This window comes from Acinetobacter sp. 24-47-66 (genome assembly GCF_056779755.1).
In genome coordinates, this window is the sequence record NZ_JBWYIL010000008.1 from 83,955 (window position 1) to 103,390 (window position 19,436).

Here is a 19,436-nt window from a genome sequence, read left to right on the forward strand (position 1 = left end):
TGGTATGGAGGTAGCCAAGTCATAATACGAAATATGAGATAAGATGCTAAACATATTGCAATCTTTTTTATAGCGAAGGAATGTAGGAACATGATTGATCAAATGGAATTATCGGTAAGACTTGCTATTTTTTTTAGTGGTATTTTTTTATTGACCGGTATGCTTACTGGTGTTTGGAAGTATGTGCAAATCAGCTTATCTAAACAAGCTCGAGCACATTATTATGTTGATATTGCGCATAGAAGTAGTTTGCTATATGCACCTGCAACTTTAATTCTAGCTGTAATGGCATATTTTTCAGCGTTGAATGAATCAATTAATTTGCTCTTTATTTTGATTAATATTTTCTTTTTTGCATTTTCAATTATAAGCTATATTTTGCATGGCTTATTGAAAGATACGACAAATCAGTTCAAAGAACCACATCAATTAGGGCGTATTGAATTACCAAAATTGCTCATGAGAGGTGCGATGGTACTATTGGTCGTAGGTGAGGTTGGGGCGACCTTAGGTTTGCTTTATGGTTTGTATATTGGGTTATTCTAAGTAAATAAGTAGAAGAGCTGAATTGAAAAATTTGTTATTTTAATAGTGTGATTTGAATGATGACATTGACTTTAAGATGGATGCTTTGGCATCCATCTCTTAGTCTAAATGTGCTTCTTGATCAGAAAGCTTTTGAGTACGATATTTCGTGTCAATAAAGGCCCACACGTAAAATGCTAGCGTCGCAGCAAGTGCATAAGCAAAATATTCAAGCTTCAACGTGCCTTGAATTGTACCTTGCACAACAAGTGTCAGCATGAGAGCAAACATTGTGCTTAAAAAAACGACAGCATTGTTGTTCGCTTTAAGAGTATTAATGAAGACTTGCTTGTTGAAATGTAATGATAACATCTCCATCCCTCCTGATAATTCATGACAAATCTGAATGATTTAGTCGACTTTGTTTACATACTTGTACAGGGGATTGAAGAATAAAGCAAGTTTTTAACACTCTATTATGTAAATAAATTATGACATTAATATGACAAAAGTCGAAATATTTGAAATTAAGATACTGCGTGAGCTAAGTGCTAGAATTATTTCGATAAATCGTGATGAGATGAATAGAGTTTCTTGTAATTCTTTAATCTATTTACTTTTTAGCATCTTGCAAAACAAATAAATAGTAGCAAAAGTCATTCCAAATCTGACTGATGAGGTCAAAGTTAAGGTGGGTAAGCAATAATAGTCTGTTGGATAAACGAGACAATTATTGATTACAGAACAAATACGGCTTGGGTAAAACAATATTTATTGATAAATCACCTGAATTTACTTCTTCAGTCTATCCAGTGTGTAGACAATGACAAATACAACTAAAGAAGGGATCAACCATGCTAAATTTTGTTCAGCCAATGGTAGATTGTTCATAAATGCTGGCAAGAAATGATCTAATTCTGCAACCTTAAGTCCATCAATAATACCGAATATGAAAGCAACCGCTGTAACAGGCGCAATGACGCGTAGAGCGGAATTAAAGAACTTCCACATAAATCCCATCATGATCACCACAATCGCTGGTGGGTAGATTGCACTTAATACAGGTACAGAGAAGGCGATTAACTTGGTTAAACCTAAGTTGGAAATGACAAATGAGAAACCAACAAGAATGAAAACCCATTTTTTGTAAGTAATCTTCGTGATTTGTGAGAAATATTCTGCACATGCACAAGTCAAACCAATTGCCGTAACCATGCATGCGATAAAAATCATCGCCCCTAGAAAATATGAGCCAAAGTCACCAAAGGCATGCTGAACATAGCCATGGAGAATAATGGCACCATTTGCAGCGTTAGGTGCAGCCTCGTGACTACTCAGTCCAAGTTTAAATAGGCTAATGTAAACCAGTGTAAGGCCAATACCTGAAATTAAACTTGCGATCACTGCATATTTGGTAATTAACTTTTGATCAGTTACACCACGTGAACGTATCGCATTAATAATGACAATACCAAATACTAAAGCTCCTAAAGTGTCCATGGTTAAATAACCATTAACAAAACCTTCTGAAACAGGACTATTGATATAGTTTCCAATAGGTGCAGGGATATAATCTGCAGAAACTAAAAAGGCACTACCACCTAAAATGATCAAAGAGAGAATTTTGAGTGGAGATAAAACATAGCCGACAGTATCCAAAATTTTATTCGGATAAAGTGAGATTAACGTTACAAATGCAAAATAAATTGCACTGTAGATCAACAAGGTCGATGAAGACGTGCCAAAATAACTCGAAAAACCAATTTCAAAAGAAACTGTAGCTGTCCGAGGTGTCGCGAAAAGTGGTCCAACAGCAAGATAGCATGCTACGGTTAAGATTAAACTTGCAATCTTACCCAGTGGAGAGCTTAAAAGTTGAATAGAGCCTTCAACACGCGATAGCGCAATGATCGTGATAACAGGAAGGCCAACAGCAGTAATTAAGAAGCCAAAAGCAGCTAACCAAACATGTTCACCCGCTTGTTGAGCAACAATAGGTGGGAAGATAATATTGCCTGCACCGATAAATAGTGCAAAGGTCATAAAACCTAAGGCAATAATGTCCCGTGTACGCAAATTGGTCATAAGGGAGATCGGTTCAAGAAAAAAGAAAGCGATTTTAGAGCAAATGTCAGTAAATAGGGAGGGTGGTTATCCATCGAATGGAATAGTAAAAAAGCAAGAAGCGAATAATTTTATTGGACGGGAAATTATGAGTTAAATTAAGTCTATGTATTTATAAAACTAATAAAATAAATTTATTTATTGAATTGAAATCAATCAGAGCGTAAACCTAGATTCGCAAAATAAAATAATGTACTGAATGGTTAAATAATAGTCGAAAATGATTAAGTTACAGGCAATCTATAGCGTTTGTGATCGAGAAATGAAAGTCCTATAATGAATCCTGAATTAAAAAGGGGTTCATCATGAAGGCAACAGCTGTCACCATTAAAACTGAACAAGATATTGAAAAACTAAGAATATCGGGTCGGCTTGCGGCACAAGTGCTAGCGATGATTGGTGATTATGTGAAGCCAGGTGTGAGTACTGAGTATCTTGATGATATCTGTAATGATTACATCGTCAATACACTCAAGGTGACGCCAGCAAATGTCGGTTATTACGGATATACAAAAACAACCTGTATTTCGAAAAATGAAGTTGTATGTCATGGTATCCCTGCTTCCAATATTATCTTAGAGGATGGAGACATCATTAATATTGATGTTGCAATCATCAAGGATGGTTATTTTGGTGATACCAGTCGAATGTACTATGTAGGTACAATTAAACCTGAAGCAAAAAAATTAGTCGATACGACTTATGAAGCGATGCTTGCAGGTATTAAAACGGTTAAACCTGGTGCGACACTTGGTGACGTGGGGCATGCTATTCAACAAGTTGCGCAACGCGAAGGTTATACGATTGTACGTGAATATTGTGGTCACGGTATTGGAAAAACCTACCATGAGCAACCGAATGTATTGCATTACGGACAGCCTGGTCAGGGATTAGTATTAAGAAAAGGAATGGTGTTTACCATTGAGCCTATGGTGAATGCAGGCAAAGCCAAAGTTAAAGAATTAAAAGACGGATGGACAGTAGTTACAGCAGATAAATCTTGGTCTGCACAATGGGAACATATGGTTGCTGTTACTGATGAAGGATATGAATTATTGACACCTTGGCCTGAAGGTACGGGTGAATATCCTGTAATTTAATTCCCAAAAGCCTATTTTTTTAAATAGGCTTTTTAATTTGTATACGCATCAAATGATAAATAATAAATCCAATAACCAAACCCCAAAAAGCAGATCCAATGCCCAAAAACTGAACTCCAGATGCAGACATTAAAAAAGTGATTAAAGCAGCATCACGATCTAAATGTTCTTTAAATGCGATACTGATATTATGCCCAATCGTAGCAAAAAGCGCGATCGCCGCTAAAGTGGTAATCATTTCTTTAGGGAATGACAGTAACAATCCCGTTAGTGTTGCTGCGAAAATGCCCATAAAAATATAGAACATACCACAAGCCATACCTGCAATATAGCGTTTAGCAGGGTCTTGATGAGCTTGTTCATCTAGGCTCACAGCTGCACTAATTGCTGCGATATTGGTTGAAAATGCCCCGAACGGTGCGAATATTGCTTGAGCAATTCCTGTCCAACTCACTAATTGGTTCACATGAGGTTGGTAACCATAGGATCTGATCATTGCTAAACCAGGTAAATATTGCGAAGCCATATTGATAATCAAGAGGGGGATAGCTAAACCCAAAATACTCGACCAGTGAAATTCAGGCTGAGTCCATACTGGGTACGTCATTCCGTAATGAATTTTGGTTGCTGTATATTCAAAGAAAAAAGGTGTGACGATAATGCAAGCTAACAATGTAATTACAATGGAGTGACGTGGTAATGTTTTTTTACTTATAAAATATGTACTGATCAAGATTAAAACATAAATTAATTGGTCTTGCATGACCGTAAATAATGTAATGCCAAATTTTAACAACACTCCAGCTAACATGGCGCTTGTAAGTGATTGTGGTAAAAACTCAAGAATTCTTTGAAATATTCCAAAATAGCCCATTACAGCAGTCATAATTCCGCATATTAGAAACGCCCCAATCGCCTCATTCAAACTGTAACCTGATCCTGTAGCGATAATCAGTGCTAATCCTGCTGTCGACCATGATGTCGCAACTGGATATTTAAACTTCCAGCTTAAGATCAGTCCTGATAATCCTATACTCAAACCCAGTGCCCAAAACCATGAGCTAATCTGTGCTTGATTTGCACCTAATACTTGTCCAGCTTGAATAACCAGTACGGATGAGACGCTAATGCCAATTAAAAATGTAATAAAGCCAGCGAAAGCAGCAGGTAGACTAAAATCTTTTTTTATTCTTGTTATCACGTTTATGAGCATTTTTATATTATTTCCCTAATGAGTCTGTGATCTTAAGATTACATTGTTGATGTCGCAAGTTTGATCCCGAACAATCCAAATAAAATACCAATAGCGGCAACAGAAGCAGCAGCTACTTTATAATGCGTGTTGAAGTAATTTGAAATTTTGATACCTGTGAAGATCAACATACTTAAGTAAGCTATACTCATCAATTGTAAAATTACAGCAAGCATTAAAAAGCTTTGGGCTGGATAAGGATAAGCTGGATCTACAAATTGAACAAAAAAAGATAAAAAGAACAGTATTGCCTTTGGGTTAATTAGACTGATGAGTAATGCGGTACGAAAAGGATGAAATTTTTCTTGTTTTTGTTCAATAGAAACATTAGCTTGATCTTTACTTGGACGTTTCCAAGTTAAATAGGCTGCATATATTAAGCGGATACCTAAATAACTAAGATATAAAGCACCAATAATTTTTAGGGCGAAAAAAATCCAGGGAAATTGATGCAATAATGTTGCGGCACCTAAGACAGTTAGCAAAATAAGGATGCTATCTCCACACAAAATACCGAAAGCACCTTGATAGCCCACTTTTATGCCAAAGCGAGTCGCAATAGACATGACATAGAGAGAGTTAGGTCCAGGTAATAAAATAATAAGTAATGTACCTATTAAATAGGTTGGAAGATCAGTTATACCAAACACTCATTTATCTCTTAAAAATAATCGAGCTCCTAAGAGCTCGATTGAAAGAATGATGGATAGGTGCAATTAAGCTTTAATATCAGCATCTATGCCAAATGATTGTTTTAACAGAGAGCTGAGTTGATCTCTTGCCTTAATAAAGCCATCAATACCGCCTTGCAATAATTGCGATGCCATAAGATCTTTCTGAATTTGCGCTTTAAAATCTATTTCAGTGATTGGACTAAGCGATTCGATATTTGAGCTGTGTGCATTTGCATTTAACTGAACTTCAACTTGGCGATGATCTTGAGCCAACTCATCAAGTAAATTTGGTGATACAGTTAAGAGATCGCATCCAGCAAGTCCAAGAACCTGTTCTACGCTACGAAAGCTTGCACCCATAACTTCAGTTTTCACCTGATTTTGTTTGTAGAACTCGTAAATATGTTTAACGGATTGCACACCAGGATCTTGTTCAATTGGATAGTGATCCACATTTTCAGCTTTTTTATACCAATCGAGAATACGTCCTACAAATGGTGAAATTAACGTGACCTGAGCATCCGCACATGCTTTTGCTTGATGTAAACCAAACAACAAAGTTAAGTTGCAATGAATGCCTTCTGCTTCAAGAACCTTAGCAGCTTGAATACCTTCCCATGTTGAGGCGATTTTAATTAAAATTCGGTTTTGATCAACACCATAAGTCGCATAGAGTGCGAGTAATTCTTTAGCTTTAGCAATTGTCGCGGCTGTATCGTATGAAAGTGCTGCATCAACTTCCGTTGATACTCGACCTTTAACTACTTTTAGAATTTCCACACCTAATTTGACAGTCAGGATATCAATTGTTCTATCGATTAACTCATCTGACTGATAACCCTCTGACTTTGCTTGATCAAATGCAGCTTCAATCAGTTCTTTGTTTTCAGGGAATGAAGCTGCTGCCGTGATGAGTGAAGGGTTAGTGGTAGCATCCAATGGCTTAAATTTTTTTATAGCGTTTAAGTCACCTGTGTCTGCAACAATTGTAGTGAAGTTTTTTAATTGAGATAAAGCTGTTTCAGTCATTGCGATCTAATTCTTTGTTTCATTACTTATATCATCTTTATAACACATGATTATTTTGAAACATGCTACAAAAGTTTTAAATCAAGTTATTTTCCTACATTTTTCTTTTATTTCTGATGTGATGAATTAAAAATTGAGCAGCTTTGCCTAATGGTTGCTCTTTACTCCAAACCAGATCGATAAAATAATCAAATTTTGGGGTGAAATCTGAAAATCGTAGAACTTTAAGTTTTTTCTTTAATGTTGGTTGTTCGATAAGCATTTCAGTGGGTAAAACTCCCCATCCAAGTCCTTGTGAAATTAATCTACATGCAGAATGGTGATTGTCTGTACGCCATGCATCTTTGGAGAAGAGTAATTCAGGCTTAATGTTCCGATCGCGACTAGCGACTACAATCTGACGACTTTGAAAAATTTCTTCATAGCTCACTTTTTGATTTTGGCACAGCGGATGATGAACAGATGCAACTGGAATTAAACTTTCTTTCATTAATTCCACAAATTGTTCATTCGCCTCAATATGTTCACGCTCAAACATCAATGCTAAATGTGCTTTACCTGTTAAAATCATTTGTTGTGCATCTTCTTGTGGTGCGCTGAATATATTGATTTGTAGTTGAGGAAATTGTTGTTCTAATAAAACAATATAATCAGTCCATCTACTATGCAGTAACTCAGATACCACCACAATATTTAATTCGGTTTCGATGCCGCTACTCAAACCAAAAGCATGTTGTTTCCATTGATTCATTTCAATCAATAAATGATTAGTACGTTCATACAAAACTTTGGCTTGAAGTGTTGGCTGTGGTTCACGTCCTACTCTTTCAAACAGTTGAAGATTCAGATCAATCTCTAAATTGGAAATCGCCATACTGACAGCAGAGGGGACCTTGCCTAACTGACGTGCGGCTGCGGAAAAAGAACCTGTTTCCATCACCGTTTTAAAAACGACCAATTGTTCTTGATTAATATTCATGTTTATTCTTTCAAAAATTTTGATAGATTCTAACTCGATCATTCAATATTATGAAAATAAAATGCGCTCATGAATAACAATGTTGATGAGTGAACGCATGTTTTTTTCAAAGAGAAGAATTATTCACGCAATAAGCTATGAAATCATTCTATTGGTGATCATCGCAATTTCTTTGAGTTTTATTTTTGAAGTTCCACTGGAAATTGCAGGTTCATTAGGTGTGATTATGGCTGTACTTTCAGTGATCTGGAATATGATTTTCAATCATTATTTCGAAAAAATTGAAGCGCGCAATCAGTGGAAGCGTACTGTAAAAGTTCGTATATTGCATGCGCTAGGATTTGAAGGTGGCTTGATGTTAGTGACCATTCCAATTGTTGCATATATGATGGATATGACGCTCATACAAGCTTTTATCGTCGACTTAGCTTTGACGCTTAGTATTCTGGTGTATACGTTTATATTTCAATGGTTCTATGATGGGATCGAAGCTAAACTGGGTTATGCACCTGAGGCTTTAAATCACTAAAACTCAAAATAAAAAAGCATCTCTATTGAGATGCTTTTTTGTTGTCATAGAAATTATTTTTCAATAATTGCCGTTACACCTTGACCACCTGCAGCACAGATCGACACAAGTACACGACCTGAACCTTTTTCATTTAAAATTTTTGCAGCAGTTGCGATAATACGACCACCCGTTGCGGCAAATGGGTGACCCGCAGCCAACGAAGAGCCTTTAACGTTTAACTTCGCACGATCAATTGAACCTAAAGGCGCATCTAAGCCTAGACGTTCTTTACAGAATTTAGGATCTTCCCAAGCTTTTAATGTAGAAAGAACTTGAGATGCAAATGCTTCATGAATTTCATAGTAGTCAAAATCTTGAAGTTTTAAATTAGCACGCTCGAGCATACGTGGAACTGCGTAAGCAGGAGCCATTAACAAACCTTCTTTTTTACCAATGAAATCTACAGCAGCTGTTTCAGAGAAACTTAAATACGCTAAAATTTCGTGACCATTTGCTTTAGCCCATTCTTCTGATGCTAATAATACACAAGAAGCACCATCGGTAAGTGGAGTAGAGTTACCAGCAGTCATTGTACGAGCATCACCTTTACCAAACGCTGGCTTAAGTTTTGCGAGCTTTTCTACAGTTGAATCAGGACGTAAGTTGTTGTCGCGCTCAAGGCCAAGGAATGGCGTCATTAAATCGTCAAAGAATCCTGCTTCATAAGCTGCAGCCATTTTCTGATGAGACGATGCAGCAAGTTCATCTTGAGCTTCACGAGAAATGCCCCACTCAAGTGTTGTGATCGCTTGGTGATCGCCCATAGATAAGCCAGTACGAGGTTCACCATTTTTAGGAGCATCTAGCAAATCTTTTACGTTAATTTTAGTTAACGCTTTAAGACGATCTTTACCTGTTTTTGCAACGTTGAGTTCTAAGAGGGCTTTACGTAATCCATCACCAAATGCGATAGGAGCATCTGAAGTGGTATCTACACCACCTGCAATACCCACCTCAATTTGACCTAATGCAATTTTATTCGCTACGAGGAAAGCAGCCTGAAGCCCAGTACCACAAGCTTGTTGGATATCGTAAGCTGGAGTCTCAGGTGCAAGCTCTGTGCTTAACACACATTCACGCGTCATATTGAAATCACGGCTGTGTTTTAGTACAGCACCAGCAACGACTTCACCCAGACGTTGACCTTGAAGATTAAAACGCTCAACTAGACCATTCAATGCTGCTGTAAGCATATCCGTATTTGTAGCTGTGAAATAAGCACCATTAGAACGTGCGAAAGGAATACGATTACCACCGATAATTGCAACACGGCGTACAGTATTTTGAGTCATAGTTTTTTCCTGTTCAGCGGAAGATTGAGTCGTAGTTGCTGAAGTTTGATTTTCAGCTTTAGTTTTATTTGTTGCTGCTGTTTTTTTGCGAGTCGTCGACGTACGAGGGCGAGTCGCTTTTGGAGTATTTGCGTTGTTGGCACTGTTTGCATTACCACTGCTCGCATTTGAACGAGCTTTTGATGTATTTGACACAGTCGCTTTCGCAGAATTCTCAGTTGTTGGATTTTCTTGAGTTGTTTTGCTCATAAGGCTTTTCCAAGCATATTTGGGATATTCTTGAGTGCTACATTAGCATAATCGCTAAGAGGTCGTATTGACTAAAATGACATTTAGCAATGCTTTCAGGTCAAGACATACATAGAGTAACTCAAGTATTATTTAACTGAAACGCAGGGATCGATTAATTTACTAAGTATCAGAGTTTGAACTGAACTTCATCTACATCATAGATCCTTCAAAAAATTATTCTATCGAGAGATCATATTCATGACTGACCAATATCAAGCTTTTGCAAAATCTCCAATTGGTAAATTTGTCATCAAAAATTTAGGTTTACCATCTCCAATTCACTTAGATCGCTTTGAATCAGCAACGCCTGTTGTTCAAGGCGCTGTTTTATTCGGTTCTGCGTCTAAAAGTCTTTTTAATGGTGAAATTGCGCAAGTTCTGAGTAATATTCATGCCAACAGCTATGCGGGAAACAATGCTGAGTTACAACAAGCTGCAGCTAAAGTAGGGTTGAACTTAGGTGCGTTTAATGAAGGCGATAAAGAGTCGAAATTCAAAGCAGTTGTGTTTGATGCTTCGGGTATTCAGGACTCTGAACAGTTAATTGAATTGTATAAATTCTTTAATCCAATTGCTCGCCAAATTCAAACTTCAGGTCGTGTAGTCGTCGTTGGCTTGACACCAGAATCAGCACCTACAGTGAAACAAGCGATTGCTCAACGTGCATTAGAAGGTTTCGTGAAATCTGTAGGTAAAGAATTTAAGAAAGGTATTGCTGCACAATTGGTTTATGTAGATCAAGATGCTGCTTTAAATCTTGAATCTACACTTCGTTTTGTACTTTCTCCGCGCTCAGCGTATGTATCAGGTCAAGTCATTCGTGTTTCAAAAGCAAATGTTGTTGATGTTGATTGGACTAAACCACTTGCGGGCAAAACTGCAGTGGTCACAGGTGCAAGTCGTGGTATTGGTGAAGCGATTGCGCATGTTTTGTCGCGTGATGGTGCTCATGTCATTTGCTTAGATGTACCACAACAACAAGCAGATCTTGATCGTGTTGCGAGTGAAATTGGTGGATCGACTTTAGCGATTGATATCACTGCACCAGATGCTGGAGAAAAAATCAAAGCTGCAGCGGCTGCTCAAGGCGGGCTAGATGTGATTGTCCATAATGCCGGTATTACACGTGATAAAACGCTTGCTAATATGAAGCCAGAGCTTTGGGATCTTGTGATTAACATTAACTTATCGGCGATTGAGCGTGTGAATGACTATTTGTTGTCTAATGAAGGCATCAATGAAAATGGTCGCATCGTTTGCGTATCTTCGATTTCAGGTATTGCGGGTAACCTCGGTCAAACGAACTACGCAGCTTCTAAAGCTGGTGTGATTGGTTTAGTGAAATTTACAGCACCAATTTTGAAAAATGGTGTAACGATTAATGCTGTTGCTCCTGGATTTATTGAAACTCAAATGACAGCAGCGATTCCATTCGCAATTCGTGAAGCGGGTCGCCGTATGAATTCGATGAGTCAAGGTGGTCAACCAGTTGATGTGGCTGAAACAATCGCATTATTTGCTTCATCTGCTTCAACGGGGCTGAATGGAAACATTGTACGTGTGTGCGGTCAAAGTTTATTAGGTGCTTAAGCTTTAGTGGTCATAGATTGTTAAATGAAAGAGAGTAATGTTCAGGCATTGCTCTCTTTATTGCTCGTATGATTTGTTATGATCGTTTTGTTGAGCTGCAAACTGTAAATTTTTTATAAAGATAAATGGGAATTTTTAACATGAAAACACGTCACTTTAGTCAATTGCCAAAAGCTTATCTAGCTTATCCTAAAGTCATTAAAGGTTTAATTTTTAAAAAACCGAAAGGCGAGAAGGCACTTCCGCAAGTGGATTACATCGTTGATGAATATCGTGTTGATCATGACCATTTAAAATCTTATAACGAAATTTGTGGTTATAAGAATAATGGATATGTACCATCGACTTACTTGGCAGTCATTTCTCAAAGTTTGCAGATGCAAATGATGACACAAGAACCTTTCCCATTCGCATTGTTGGGTTTGGTTCATATTCGTAATCAAGTTAAGCAGTACCGTAAAATTGGAGTGAATGAAACCATCACGCTATCATGTAAATTTGGCGAGTTAAAACCCCATGATAAAGGTTTGCAATTTGATTTTATTACGACTGCAAAAGTAGGTAATGATGTGGTGATGGAAGGTTTAACGACCTATCTTTCTCGTCAAAAAACAAATATTTCATCCGCTTCAAAGGCTAAAGAAGATCAGTTGCCTGAATTTAAATCACAGGGAAATTGGAAAGTCGCCGAAAATACGGGTCGTCGCTATGCGCTTGTTTCAGGTGATTTTAACCTCATTCATATTCATGCAGTTACAGCGAAAGCATTTGGTTTTAAACAAGCGATTGCTCATGGAATGTGGAGTAAGGCTAAAGCATTAGCAAGTATTAGTTTACCGGATGCTTATGATGCTGATGTTTATTTTAAGTTGCCTATGTTTTTACCATCTGAGGTTGAATTTTTAACGGGTGAGCGCGATCAAGCGACACATTTATTAGTTCGTAATGCAAAATCGCAAAAACCTCATGTTTCTGGTGTTGTGAAACCACTTTAATAAATGCTCAAGGCCTAACATATTCGTTAGGCTTTTTTATAACTATAAATCAAGGATAGAAGATGAAAATTCTAAAAGATTTAATTTACGCTGACACATATAATTATAAGGGTACGGTTCACCATCAGTTTGCAGATTTGGCACATTTGTTTAGTCGTTTACAAGACTCTCGTGCGGAACAAGGTGGTGCATCATTGGCTGTATATTATGGTCAAGAAAAAGTGGTTGATATTTATGTTGGAAAAAAGTCTGCGAGTGAAGAGTGGTCAGAAGACACGATGGCGATGTGCTATTCCACCGGAAAGGGGATCTTAGCGACTTTGGCGCATATTCTAGTGAGTGAAGGGAGATTAGACTATCGTCAACCCATAGCTGATTATTGGCCAGAATTTGCTGAACATGGAAAATCTAAGATTACTTTGGCTGACGTATTGAGTCATCGTAGTGGTTTATATGATGTTAGAAATGTCATTGCTCAAGCATCTGAAATGGCAGACTGGGATCATATGCTCAATGTGATGGCTAGCGCGACACCACGTTTTAAACCCAATTCAAATTATGCATATCAAGCACTTACCTATGGCTGGTTATTAGGAGGGCTGATTGAAAAAGCGACTCAGCAAAATCTTTCTGAGCTGATGAATCAATATTTAGTAGAACCACTTCAATTAGATGGTGCCTATTTTGGTGTCCCTCAGGATCAACTTTCAAGAATAGCCAAACCTCTAGAAAAAACAAATATTGAAAGAAAGTCATCAACTACTCAAGTTGCACAACAAAAGAAGAAAAAACAGAAAGTTTCATTTTCGGATCGTATCATTCAATATTCTGGTCAAAATCCTGATGATTTTATAGATGCAATGATTCCAAAGGGAATGAAGGGTTTTAGCTTTTTTGATGATCGTGTTCTGACTCAACCCATTCCTGCTGCTAATGGTGTATTTACAGCCAGAAGTTTAGCGAAAATCTATGCCATGATGGCGCACTATGGTCAGTTCGAATCAAAACAATTTATCAAGCCACTTGTATTCAAACAACTTTCGCAAATTCAAAGTTATGATCGAGACAAGGTGATGCCAATACCTATGCATTGGCGTTTGGGTTATCACAGAGTTATCACGCTCGGTAAAAGTGCAAAAAATGGTTTTGGTCATATGGGCTACAACGGATCAGGAGCTTGGTGTGATCCTGAAAGAAAATTAAGTTTTGCCTATACCCATAATTATCCTGTTGGGTCAATTACAGGGGATTATCGTTTGTGGAGTTTATCGCAAGAGGCATTGAGATGTGTGGATCACATTAATAATGGTAAAAAGGGATGGTTTTAACATTTAAAAAGGGGAATTTGTATTTATAGTGTACACTAACTTTAACTAAAATAAACAAATAGTGACATGATGAATAAAAAAATTACCTTTTTACTAATGGGTTGTTTGATGAGTGGTGTTGTGGCAAGTACAGTACTTACACCAAACCAAAATCAGCAAAGCGGTCAGATTCCGAGCGGTTATGCTGAATTAGAATTTAAATTAGGTGATGGAAATTGGACGAAGCAAATCTATCTGCCAAACAATCCAAAAAATAATGACAAGATTAGAATTTCTTCATCGGCGGGATATACGGCATATCTAGATACTTCCAATATAGATATTCCACTTGAATCAATTCAAATCAATAGAGGAAACACATTCGACTTTATTTATAGTGAATCTTTAAAAAAATGGCGAATCAACAGTACACCAAGTGCCATTGTCGATAATTCAAGTGTACAAAATATTATATCTAATCAACAAATCATACAGCGAGTTCATCTAAAAGATGGCGCTTGGGCAAAGAAAATAGTATTGCCGAGCGATGTAACTAACAATACGGTAATGTTGATTGAATCTGATGCAGGCTGGGATTCATCAATTGATACAACAAATCTTCTTTTTTCGAGTAATTTTAATTTAAAAAAAGGAGATCGCTATTGGTTTGTATTTAATCAAAAACTAAAAAAATGGGTTCCTGAATATATCAAGCCGAGGCAAATAAATGTTAGTTCAGTGGGTACTCAGTTAAATAAAACCGATAGCCCTTTAACTGAAATTATTTTTGGTGATGGAAACTGGGTGTCACAATTCACGTTACCAAGTTCAGCATATGACCGTGATCGTGTGATCGTGAAGTCGACTGCAACATGGGAAGCTACTATTTCAAATCAGAATATCAATACCTCAGCAACTTTAAAAATAAATAGAGGTGATCGATATGAATTTATGTTTGTAAAAGAATTAGCGAAGTGGATTTTAGTTTCTGCACCAGAACGTGTGATACAAGCGAAAGATTTAAATAATCAAAAAGTTCCTGATCCTAAACAACCAGTGACACGTGTTAAGTTGGCAAATGGAAATTGGCAATCAGTAATTAATTTACCTGATCGTGCTCAAATCAATGACAAGATAATCATAAGTTCTGGAGCGGCGTGGAGCAGCACAATTCAGGCATCCAATAATTCACGACAAACGATTCAAACTGGTGAAACACTACGTTTTGTCTATACATCTCAAGGATGGCAAGCTGATAGTTCAACGATTGATATGCTTTTGGTGAGTAGTCCTGCTGTTGCAGAGAAATTAGGTGCAAATGCAGCGAAAATTAGATTGATTGAAGGCTTTGACCTAACCAATGTGTCTGCAGAGAATTCAAATGCCAAGTTTTATCTACGCAACGTTGGTTATCTGCAATATAAAACACCAGGTTCTAAAACATTAAACAATGTCCTTGATATTGGTCGTGTGGACAAAGTTATTCAGAATGAGCGTAATCGCTTAAAAGCTGATGCTATATATTATGAAGGTGATGAAGAGGGCTGTGGTTTAGCGTACTTACTTGTAAACCCTAACTCCAATTATATGATCGGTAGTGGAAGTATTAACTGTGGAATCACGGTTTTACGACATGAATTCGGTCATAATATGGGGGTGGATCATCATGATACCGCTGGACCAGCACGTGGTTTGGAGCATCCTTTGGGTAGTACGATTATGGGAGGTAATAGTATCTCTTATTTCTCAAGCCCAGATTTATTCCATCCAAAGTATGGATACCAATTAGGGGGTACGAATGATCGTGATGCTGTCACTATGATTAATAAAAATGCTAAAGCAGTGTCGCTATTCAAATAATTTATGAAAGTAATTTATATTTTATTGGGTGTAGCAGTTTTTGTGACTGCTACATTTACGTTATATCTAAAACCCGAAAAAGACAAACCATCTGCAAGCTTACAGCAGCATCAAGTTGAAAATGAACTGGGTCAAAATGTTTATGCTCATGACGAACGCCTTAAAAATAAGAATGAGTCATCGAGTTCTCATCTGATGCCTGGGCTTATGCCTGTACTAGAACAAAATGTTGAACGGCATATGTTTCTTCCAGAAAGTTTTCAGCATCGGGCTGACACGGGTTATTTATTTAAGTTTAGCCCTGATCAAGTGGCGAGCATGAAAGAGGGCAGTAAATTTCCCTTGAAACTTTTGCAATTTGGTATCAATCGTGTGGCCGAAATTACTGAGATTGAACAAGTTGAGGATGGAATTGTGAGATATAAGGGGCAATTTGAGGATTATCCTGCTGATCTAAACTATTTTACGATTACTCAAAGTATTGAAGATCAATATGCAATTATTAAAGTTTATACAGATAAAGGGTCATATTTTGCTGAAGTAATTAAAGGGATTGGACTCGCTTACCCTGATCAAGTTTTACATGATGATGGGGTTCACGTGCACCAACATACGCATTGATTCATATGCAGACTTGAGATATGGTAATTTTCACAAAATTGTTAAAATTGATTTGTGATTATGCGCCGTAGTACTGTCATCCCATTCGTTTTGATATCGTCGATTCATATGGCTTCTTGCGATCAGTCCACGCAATCAAATCAACTCTTGAAACAGAATGATTCAATAAAAAATCAAGTAACACCTCAATATATTGGTTTATATCAAGGTACTACGCCATGTATGGGGTGTTTTTCGCGTTGTGATGATTGTCCTGGTATGGCTGTTGATTTACAACTTAACGCAGACCAAACGTATGTGTTGTCACGATTAAGTCTAAGCGGTCATAACCAAGCAGAAGAAATCAAAGGTCAGTTCAAATTCATTAATACTGAGAAGTCTTTGATTCAATTAAACGGTGTTCCAACCAGAAATATCATTCTTGTCGATTTGGTCAACAAAATGCTAGAAATTCGTATCGATGGGACTGGTGAGGAATACGAAAATTTTGATGATTTTAGTTTGAATTTAACAGGTTAAATTTTCCCAAGAAAAAAGAGTTGGGTTTAAATTGTTTTTTGAATGTATGAATGATCTGTAACGCATTCACTCTTGCCAAAAAAAACAGTATGCTTAGTCCTGTAATTAGGGAGCATTCATGTATCAGGTTCTTGCGCGTAAATATCGTCCACGTAATTTTTTAGAATTGGTTGGTCAAAACCATGTGTCGCGTGCATTAACCAGTGCTTTAGAGCGTGGTCGACTGCATCATGCTTATCTTTTTACGGGGACGCGTGGCGTTGGTAAAACAACGATTGCAAGGATTCTTGCTAAATGTCTGAACTGTGAAACAGGTGTAACATCTACACCGTGTGAAGTATGCCCAACGTGTACCGCAGTCAATGAAGGTCGATTTATAGACTTAATTGAAATTGACGCAGCATCCCGAACCAAAGTTGAGGATACACGAGAATTATTGGATAACGTACCTTATGCACCAACGCAAGGTCGTTTTAAAGTGTATCTCATTGATGAAGTACACATGCTGTCCACACATTCTTTCAATGCTTTACTCAAGACACTTGAAGAACCGCCTGAACATGTCAAATTTTTATTTGCGACGACAGATCCTCAAAAACTTCCAATTACGGTTATTTCACGTTGTTTGCAATTTACTTTACGCCCATTGGCGGTTGATGAAATCACTTCACATCTCACACAAATTTTAACTAAAGAATCAATTAATGCGGAAACTGATGCGATTTGGCAGATCGCTGAGTCAGCACAAGGTTCTTTACGTGATGCACTGTCGCTAACAGATCAAGCAATTGCATATGGGCAAGGTGCGATTCACCACCAAGATGTGAAAGAAATGCTGGGTTTGATTGATCGCACGATTATTTTCGACCTTATTTTGGCGATACATCAAAATCAACGTGCTAAAGTCAGTGCTTTATTACTCCAATTCCGTCAACAAGCACTTGATGTTTCTTTGGTGTTGGATCAACTCATTTCAACTTTACATGAGTTGGCTATACTCCAATACTTACCAGACTTGAGTTTAAAATATAGTGCTGAGATTAATCAGAAAATTATGCAGCTTTCGAGCATGATTTCTGCTCAAGATCTACAATTGTATTATCAAATTGCATGTAAAGGTCGTGCTGAATTACAAATTGCAGTGACTCAAGAGCAAGGCTTTGAAATGTGTGTGCTCAGGTTGTTGGCATTCCGCCCGATGGCGAATAATGAGCAGCTGACCACTCAAGCACCTCCAGAACAATCAAATGTCTTAAAAGAAGCTGAAAATTTCAATCAGATTTCGACAGAGAATTCAGAATCTATACCGGCTGATCATCAAGAAGCAGGATCGAAAATTAGTTCACCTGAGAATAATACGAGTTTGATTCAGCCTAGTCGTGATGTAAATGATGAGGAAAATACGGATTTAATCTTATTTCAGCAGATGATGGCATCTGATGATGAGGTTATTCCAGCTGAGTCAATTCAGCCTGAAAAAACTGAATCTGAAAGCTTACATTCAACAGAATTAAATCATGCGGATGATGTCGGTCAGTCTGTATCTGTTGAGGTGAAACAAGAGAATTTAACCAACTCTGTGGTAGGCAGTGGGGAGATTGAGCTGACTTCATTTGGAGCAAGCTTTAATTCAGAGCCTGTTGAATCTTCTATTGTTGATCAAGACAATATTTTCTTTTTAGAGCCTAAGCCAAGTGAACATTCTGCTGAAAGCGCTGAATTGTCAGTTCAAGAAGAAGGATCATCGAATGGCACTCATTGCCCAAGTCTAGATCTACTTGATGAGAATAAAAATGTTGTCGCAGATGCTGGCTTAAAAGGTTTAATGCCTCAAGATATTTTAAGGCTTGAGCCTGTCGAATTGGTAGGTGAATGGGATACTCAAAAGTGGGAATATTGGTTCAGAAATAGTCCATTAACACCTGCGGTACAAGAATTAGCACAACAAGGTCTTATGCAAGGTCAAATTGATGGAACATGTGAATTCTATATCCCTGCAAAATACGAAGCTTTATTGCACTCACTCATTCCGAGTTTAGAAGCAGCACTCAAGCAATCATTTTCAAAATCTCAATTAATCGTAAAATACAACGAACCAAACGGTGAGACGCCTTTCGATCTGCAGGAAAAGCGTAAGCAAAAGGCATATCGACGTGCTGAAGAATTGATTCATCAAGAACCCGTCGTGGAAGACTTGTTAAAAACTTTCGGCGGTGAGCTACATAATATTCAGCTTAAGTCTTAAGTTGATTTCGTCATAAACGTAGTTAAGGCTTCGCGTATTGAGTTTGGTAATTCAATACTTTTACGAGAGTGACGATCGACAAATACATGCACAAAATAACCTTGAGCAGCAGGTTCTGATTGATTTTGCTTAAATATTGAAATGCTATACGTCACTGAAGATCGTCCAATCTTCTCGATAGCGACAGCAATATCAATCACTTCGGGGTAGGATAGTTCAGAAAAATATGTACATTTTGATTCAACGACGAGTCCAATGATAGGCGAAGTTTTAAAGTCAAATTGTGCGTGTTGAATAAGTAGTGCATTCGCGGCGGTGTCAAAGTAGCTGTAATAAGTGACGTTATTGACATGCCCATACACGTCATTATCAGCCCAACGGGTTTGGATTGGAAAAAAGAATTGATAGTCAGCTCTGTTTTTTTTTGAAATAGTTGTCATATTTTATTCAGAAAGTTGATTA

The 19,436-nt window shown here is 37.5% G+C and carries 18 protein-coding genes; 10 read left to right on the top strand and 8 right to left on the bottom strand.

Going from position 1 to position 19,436, the window contains the following annotated elements:
• Nucleotides 1–90 precede the first annotated feature (90 nt).
• On the top strand, nt 91–546 hold the full coding sequence (locus tag AC1M84_RS09160; RefSeq protein ID WP_481594868.1) for a hypothetical protein: 456 nt from the start codon (nt 91–93) through the stop codon (nt 544–546).
• A gap of 99 nt (nt 547–645) precedes the next feature.
• Here the strand turns inward: AC1M84_RS09160 and AC1M84_RS09165 are convergent, their stop codons facing one another.
• Both AC1M84_RS09165 and brnQ read right to left on the bottom strand, forming a co-directional pair.
• Nucleotides 646–897, bottom strand: a complete 252-nt coding sequence (locus AC1M84_RS09165) for a hypothetical protein (protein WP_035266079.1) — start codon at nt 895–897, stop codon at nt 646–648.
• Between the two features lie 420 nt (nt 898–1,317).
• Nucleotides 1,318–2,610, bottom strand: a complete 1,293-nt coding sequence (gene brnQ, locus AC1M84_RS09170) for a branched-chain amino acid transport system II carrier protein (RefSeq protein WP_481594869.1) — start codon at nt 2,608–2,610, stop codon at nt 1,318–1,320.
• Nucleotides 2,611–2,954: 344 nt separating this feature from the next.
• Here brnQ and map point away from each other — a divergent pair, with 344 nt between their 5' ends.
• Nucleotides 2,955–3,749, top strand: coding sequence for a type I methionyl aminopeptidase (gene map / locus AC1M84_RS09175; protein ID WP_035266073.1), 795 nt, complete (start codon nt 2,955–2,957; stop codon nt 3,747–3,749).
• A gap of 19 nt (nt 3,750–3,768) precedes the next feature.
• On the opposite strand, the gene AC1M84_RS09180 is transcribed toward map, so the two are convergent.
• The 4 genes from AC1M84_RS09180 to aceR form a co-directional block, all read right to left on the bottom strand.
• On the bottom strand, nt 3,769–4,947 hold the full coding sequence (locus AC1M84_RS09180; protein WP_481594883.1) for a benzoate/H(+) symporter BenE family transporter: 1,179 nt from the start codon (nt 4,945–4,947) through the stop codon (nt 3,769–3,771).
• Nucleotides 4,948–5,000: 53 nt separating this feature from the next.
• Nucleotides 5,001–5,651 (bottom strand): leucine efflux protein LeuE, encoded by a 651-nt coding sequence (gene leuE / locus AC1M84_RS09185; RefSeq protein WP_180028198.1) that lies wholly within the window; start codon nt 5,649–5,651, stop codon nt 5,001–5,003.
• Nucleotides 5,652–5,717: 66 nt separating this feature from the next.
• Nucleotides 5,718–6,704: a transaldolase gene (tal, locus tag AC1M84_RS09190; RefSeq protein WP_481594870.1), complete on the bottom strand. Its 987-nt coding sequence runs from the start codon at nt 6,702–6,704 to the stop codon at nt 5,718–5,720.
• Nucleotides 6,705–6,798: 94 nt separating this feature from the next.
• Entirely contained in the window at nt 6,799–7,683 is an 885-nt protein-coding gene (gene aceR, locus AC1M84_RS09195; RefSeq protein ID WP_092767852.1) for an HTH-type transcriptional regulator AceR, read from the bottom strand.
• 97 nt (nt 7,684–7,780) lie between these two features.
• Here aceR and aceI point away from each other — a divergent pair, with 97 nt between their 5' ends.
• Nucleotides 7,781–8,212 carry a chlorhexidine efflux PACE transporter AceI gene (aceI, locus tag AC1M84_RS09200; protein ID WP_092767850.1) on the top strand — a complete coding sequence of 144 codons (432 nt, stop codon included), beginning with the start codon at nt 7,781–7,783 and terminating at the stop codon, nt 8,210–8,212.
• A 53-nt stretch (nt 8,213–8,265) separates the two neighbouring features.
• On the opposite strand, the gene AC1M84_RS09205 is transcribed toward aceI, so the two are convergent.
• Entirely contained in the window at nt 8,266–9,795 is a 1,530-nt protein-coding gene (locus AC1M84_RS09205) for an acetyl-CoA C-acetyltransferase (protein ID WP_180028195.1), read from the bottom strand.
• A gap of 240 nt (nt 9,796–10,035) precedes the next feature.
• Here AC1M84_RS09205 and AC1M84_RS09210 point away from each other — a divergent pair, with 240 nt between their 5' ends.
• From AC1M84_RS09210 to dnaX, 7 genes are all read left to right on the top strand, one after another.
• Entirely contained in the window at nt 10,036–11,427 is a 1,392-nt protein-coding gene (locus AC1M84_RS09210; RefSeq protein ID WP_035266061.1) for a 3-oxoacyl-ACP reductase, read from the top strand.
• Between the two features lie 140 nt (nt 11,428–11,567).
• Nucleotides 11,568–12,422 carry a MaoC family dehydratase gene (locus AC1M84_RS09215; protein ID WP_481594871.1) on the top strand — a complete coding sequence of 285 codons (855 nt, stop codon included), beginning with the start codon at nt 11,568–11,570 and terminating at the stop codon, nt 12,420–12,422.
• A gap of 68 nt (nt 12,423–12,490) precedes the next feature.
• Complete coding sequence (locus tag AC1M84_RS09220) at nt 12,491–13,750, top strand: serine hydrolase domain-containing protein (protein ID WP_481594884.1); 1,260 nt, start codon at nt 12,491–12,493, stop codon at nt 13,748–13,750.
• 69 nt (nt 13,751–13,819) lie between these two features.
• Nucleotides 13,820–15,589, top strand: a complete 1,770-nt coding sequence (gene cpaA, locus AC1M84_RS09225) for a metalloendopeptidase CpaA (protein ID WP_481594872.1) — start codon at nt 13,820–13,822, stop codon at nt 15,587–15,589.
• 3 nt (nt 15,590–15,592) lie between these two features.
• Complete coding sequence (gene cpaB / locus AC1M84_RS09230) at nt 15,593–16,210, top strand: metalloprotease secretion chaperone CpaB (RefSeq protein WP_481594873.1); 618 nt, start codon at nt 15,593–15,595, stop codon at nt 16,208–16,210.
• Nucleotides 16,211–16,270: 60 nt separating this feature from the next.
• Nucleotides 16,271–16,729, top strand: a complete 459-nt coding sequence (locus AC1M84_RS09235; RefSeq protein ID WP_092767797.1) for a copper resistance protein NlpE N-terminal domain-containing protein — start codon at nt 16,271–16,273, stop codon at nt 16,727–16,729.
• Between the two features lie 118 nt (nt 16,730–16,847).
• A complete protein-coding gene (gene dnaX / locus AC1M84_RS09240; RefSeq protein ID WP_481594874.1) occupies nt 16,848–18,974 on the top strand; it encodes a DNA polymerase III subunit gamma/tau in 2,127 nt (708 codons plus the stop codon).
• Here the strand turns inward: dnaX and AC1M84_RS09245 are convergent.
• On the bottom strand, nt 18,971–19,414 hold the full coding sequence (locus AC1M84_RS09245; RefSeq protein WP_481594875.1) for an acyl-CoA thioesterase: 444 nt from the start codon (nt 19,412–19,414) through the stop codon (nt 18,971–18,973). The two genes, dnaX and AC1M84_RS09245, sit on opposite strands and share 4 nt — an antisense overlap.
• Nucleotides 19,415–19,436: the final 22 nt, after the last annotated feature.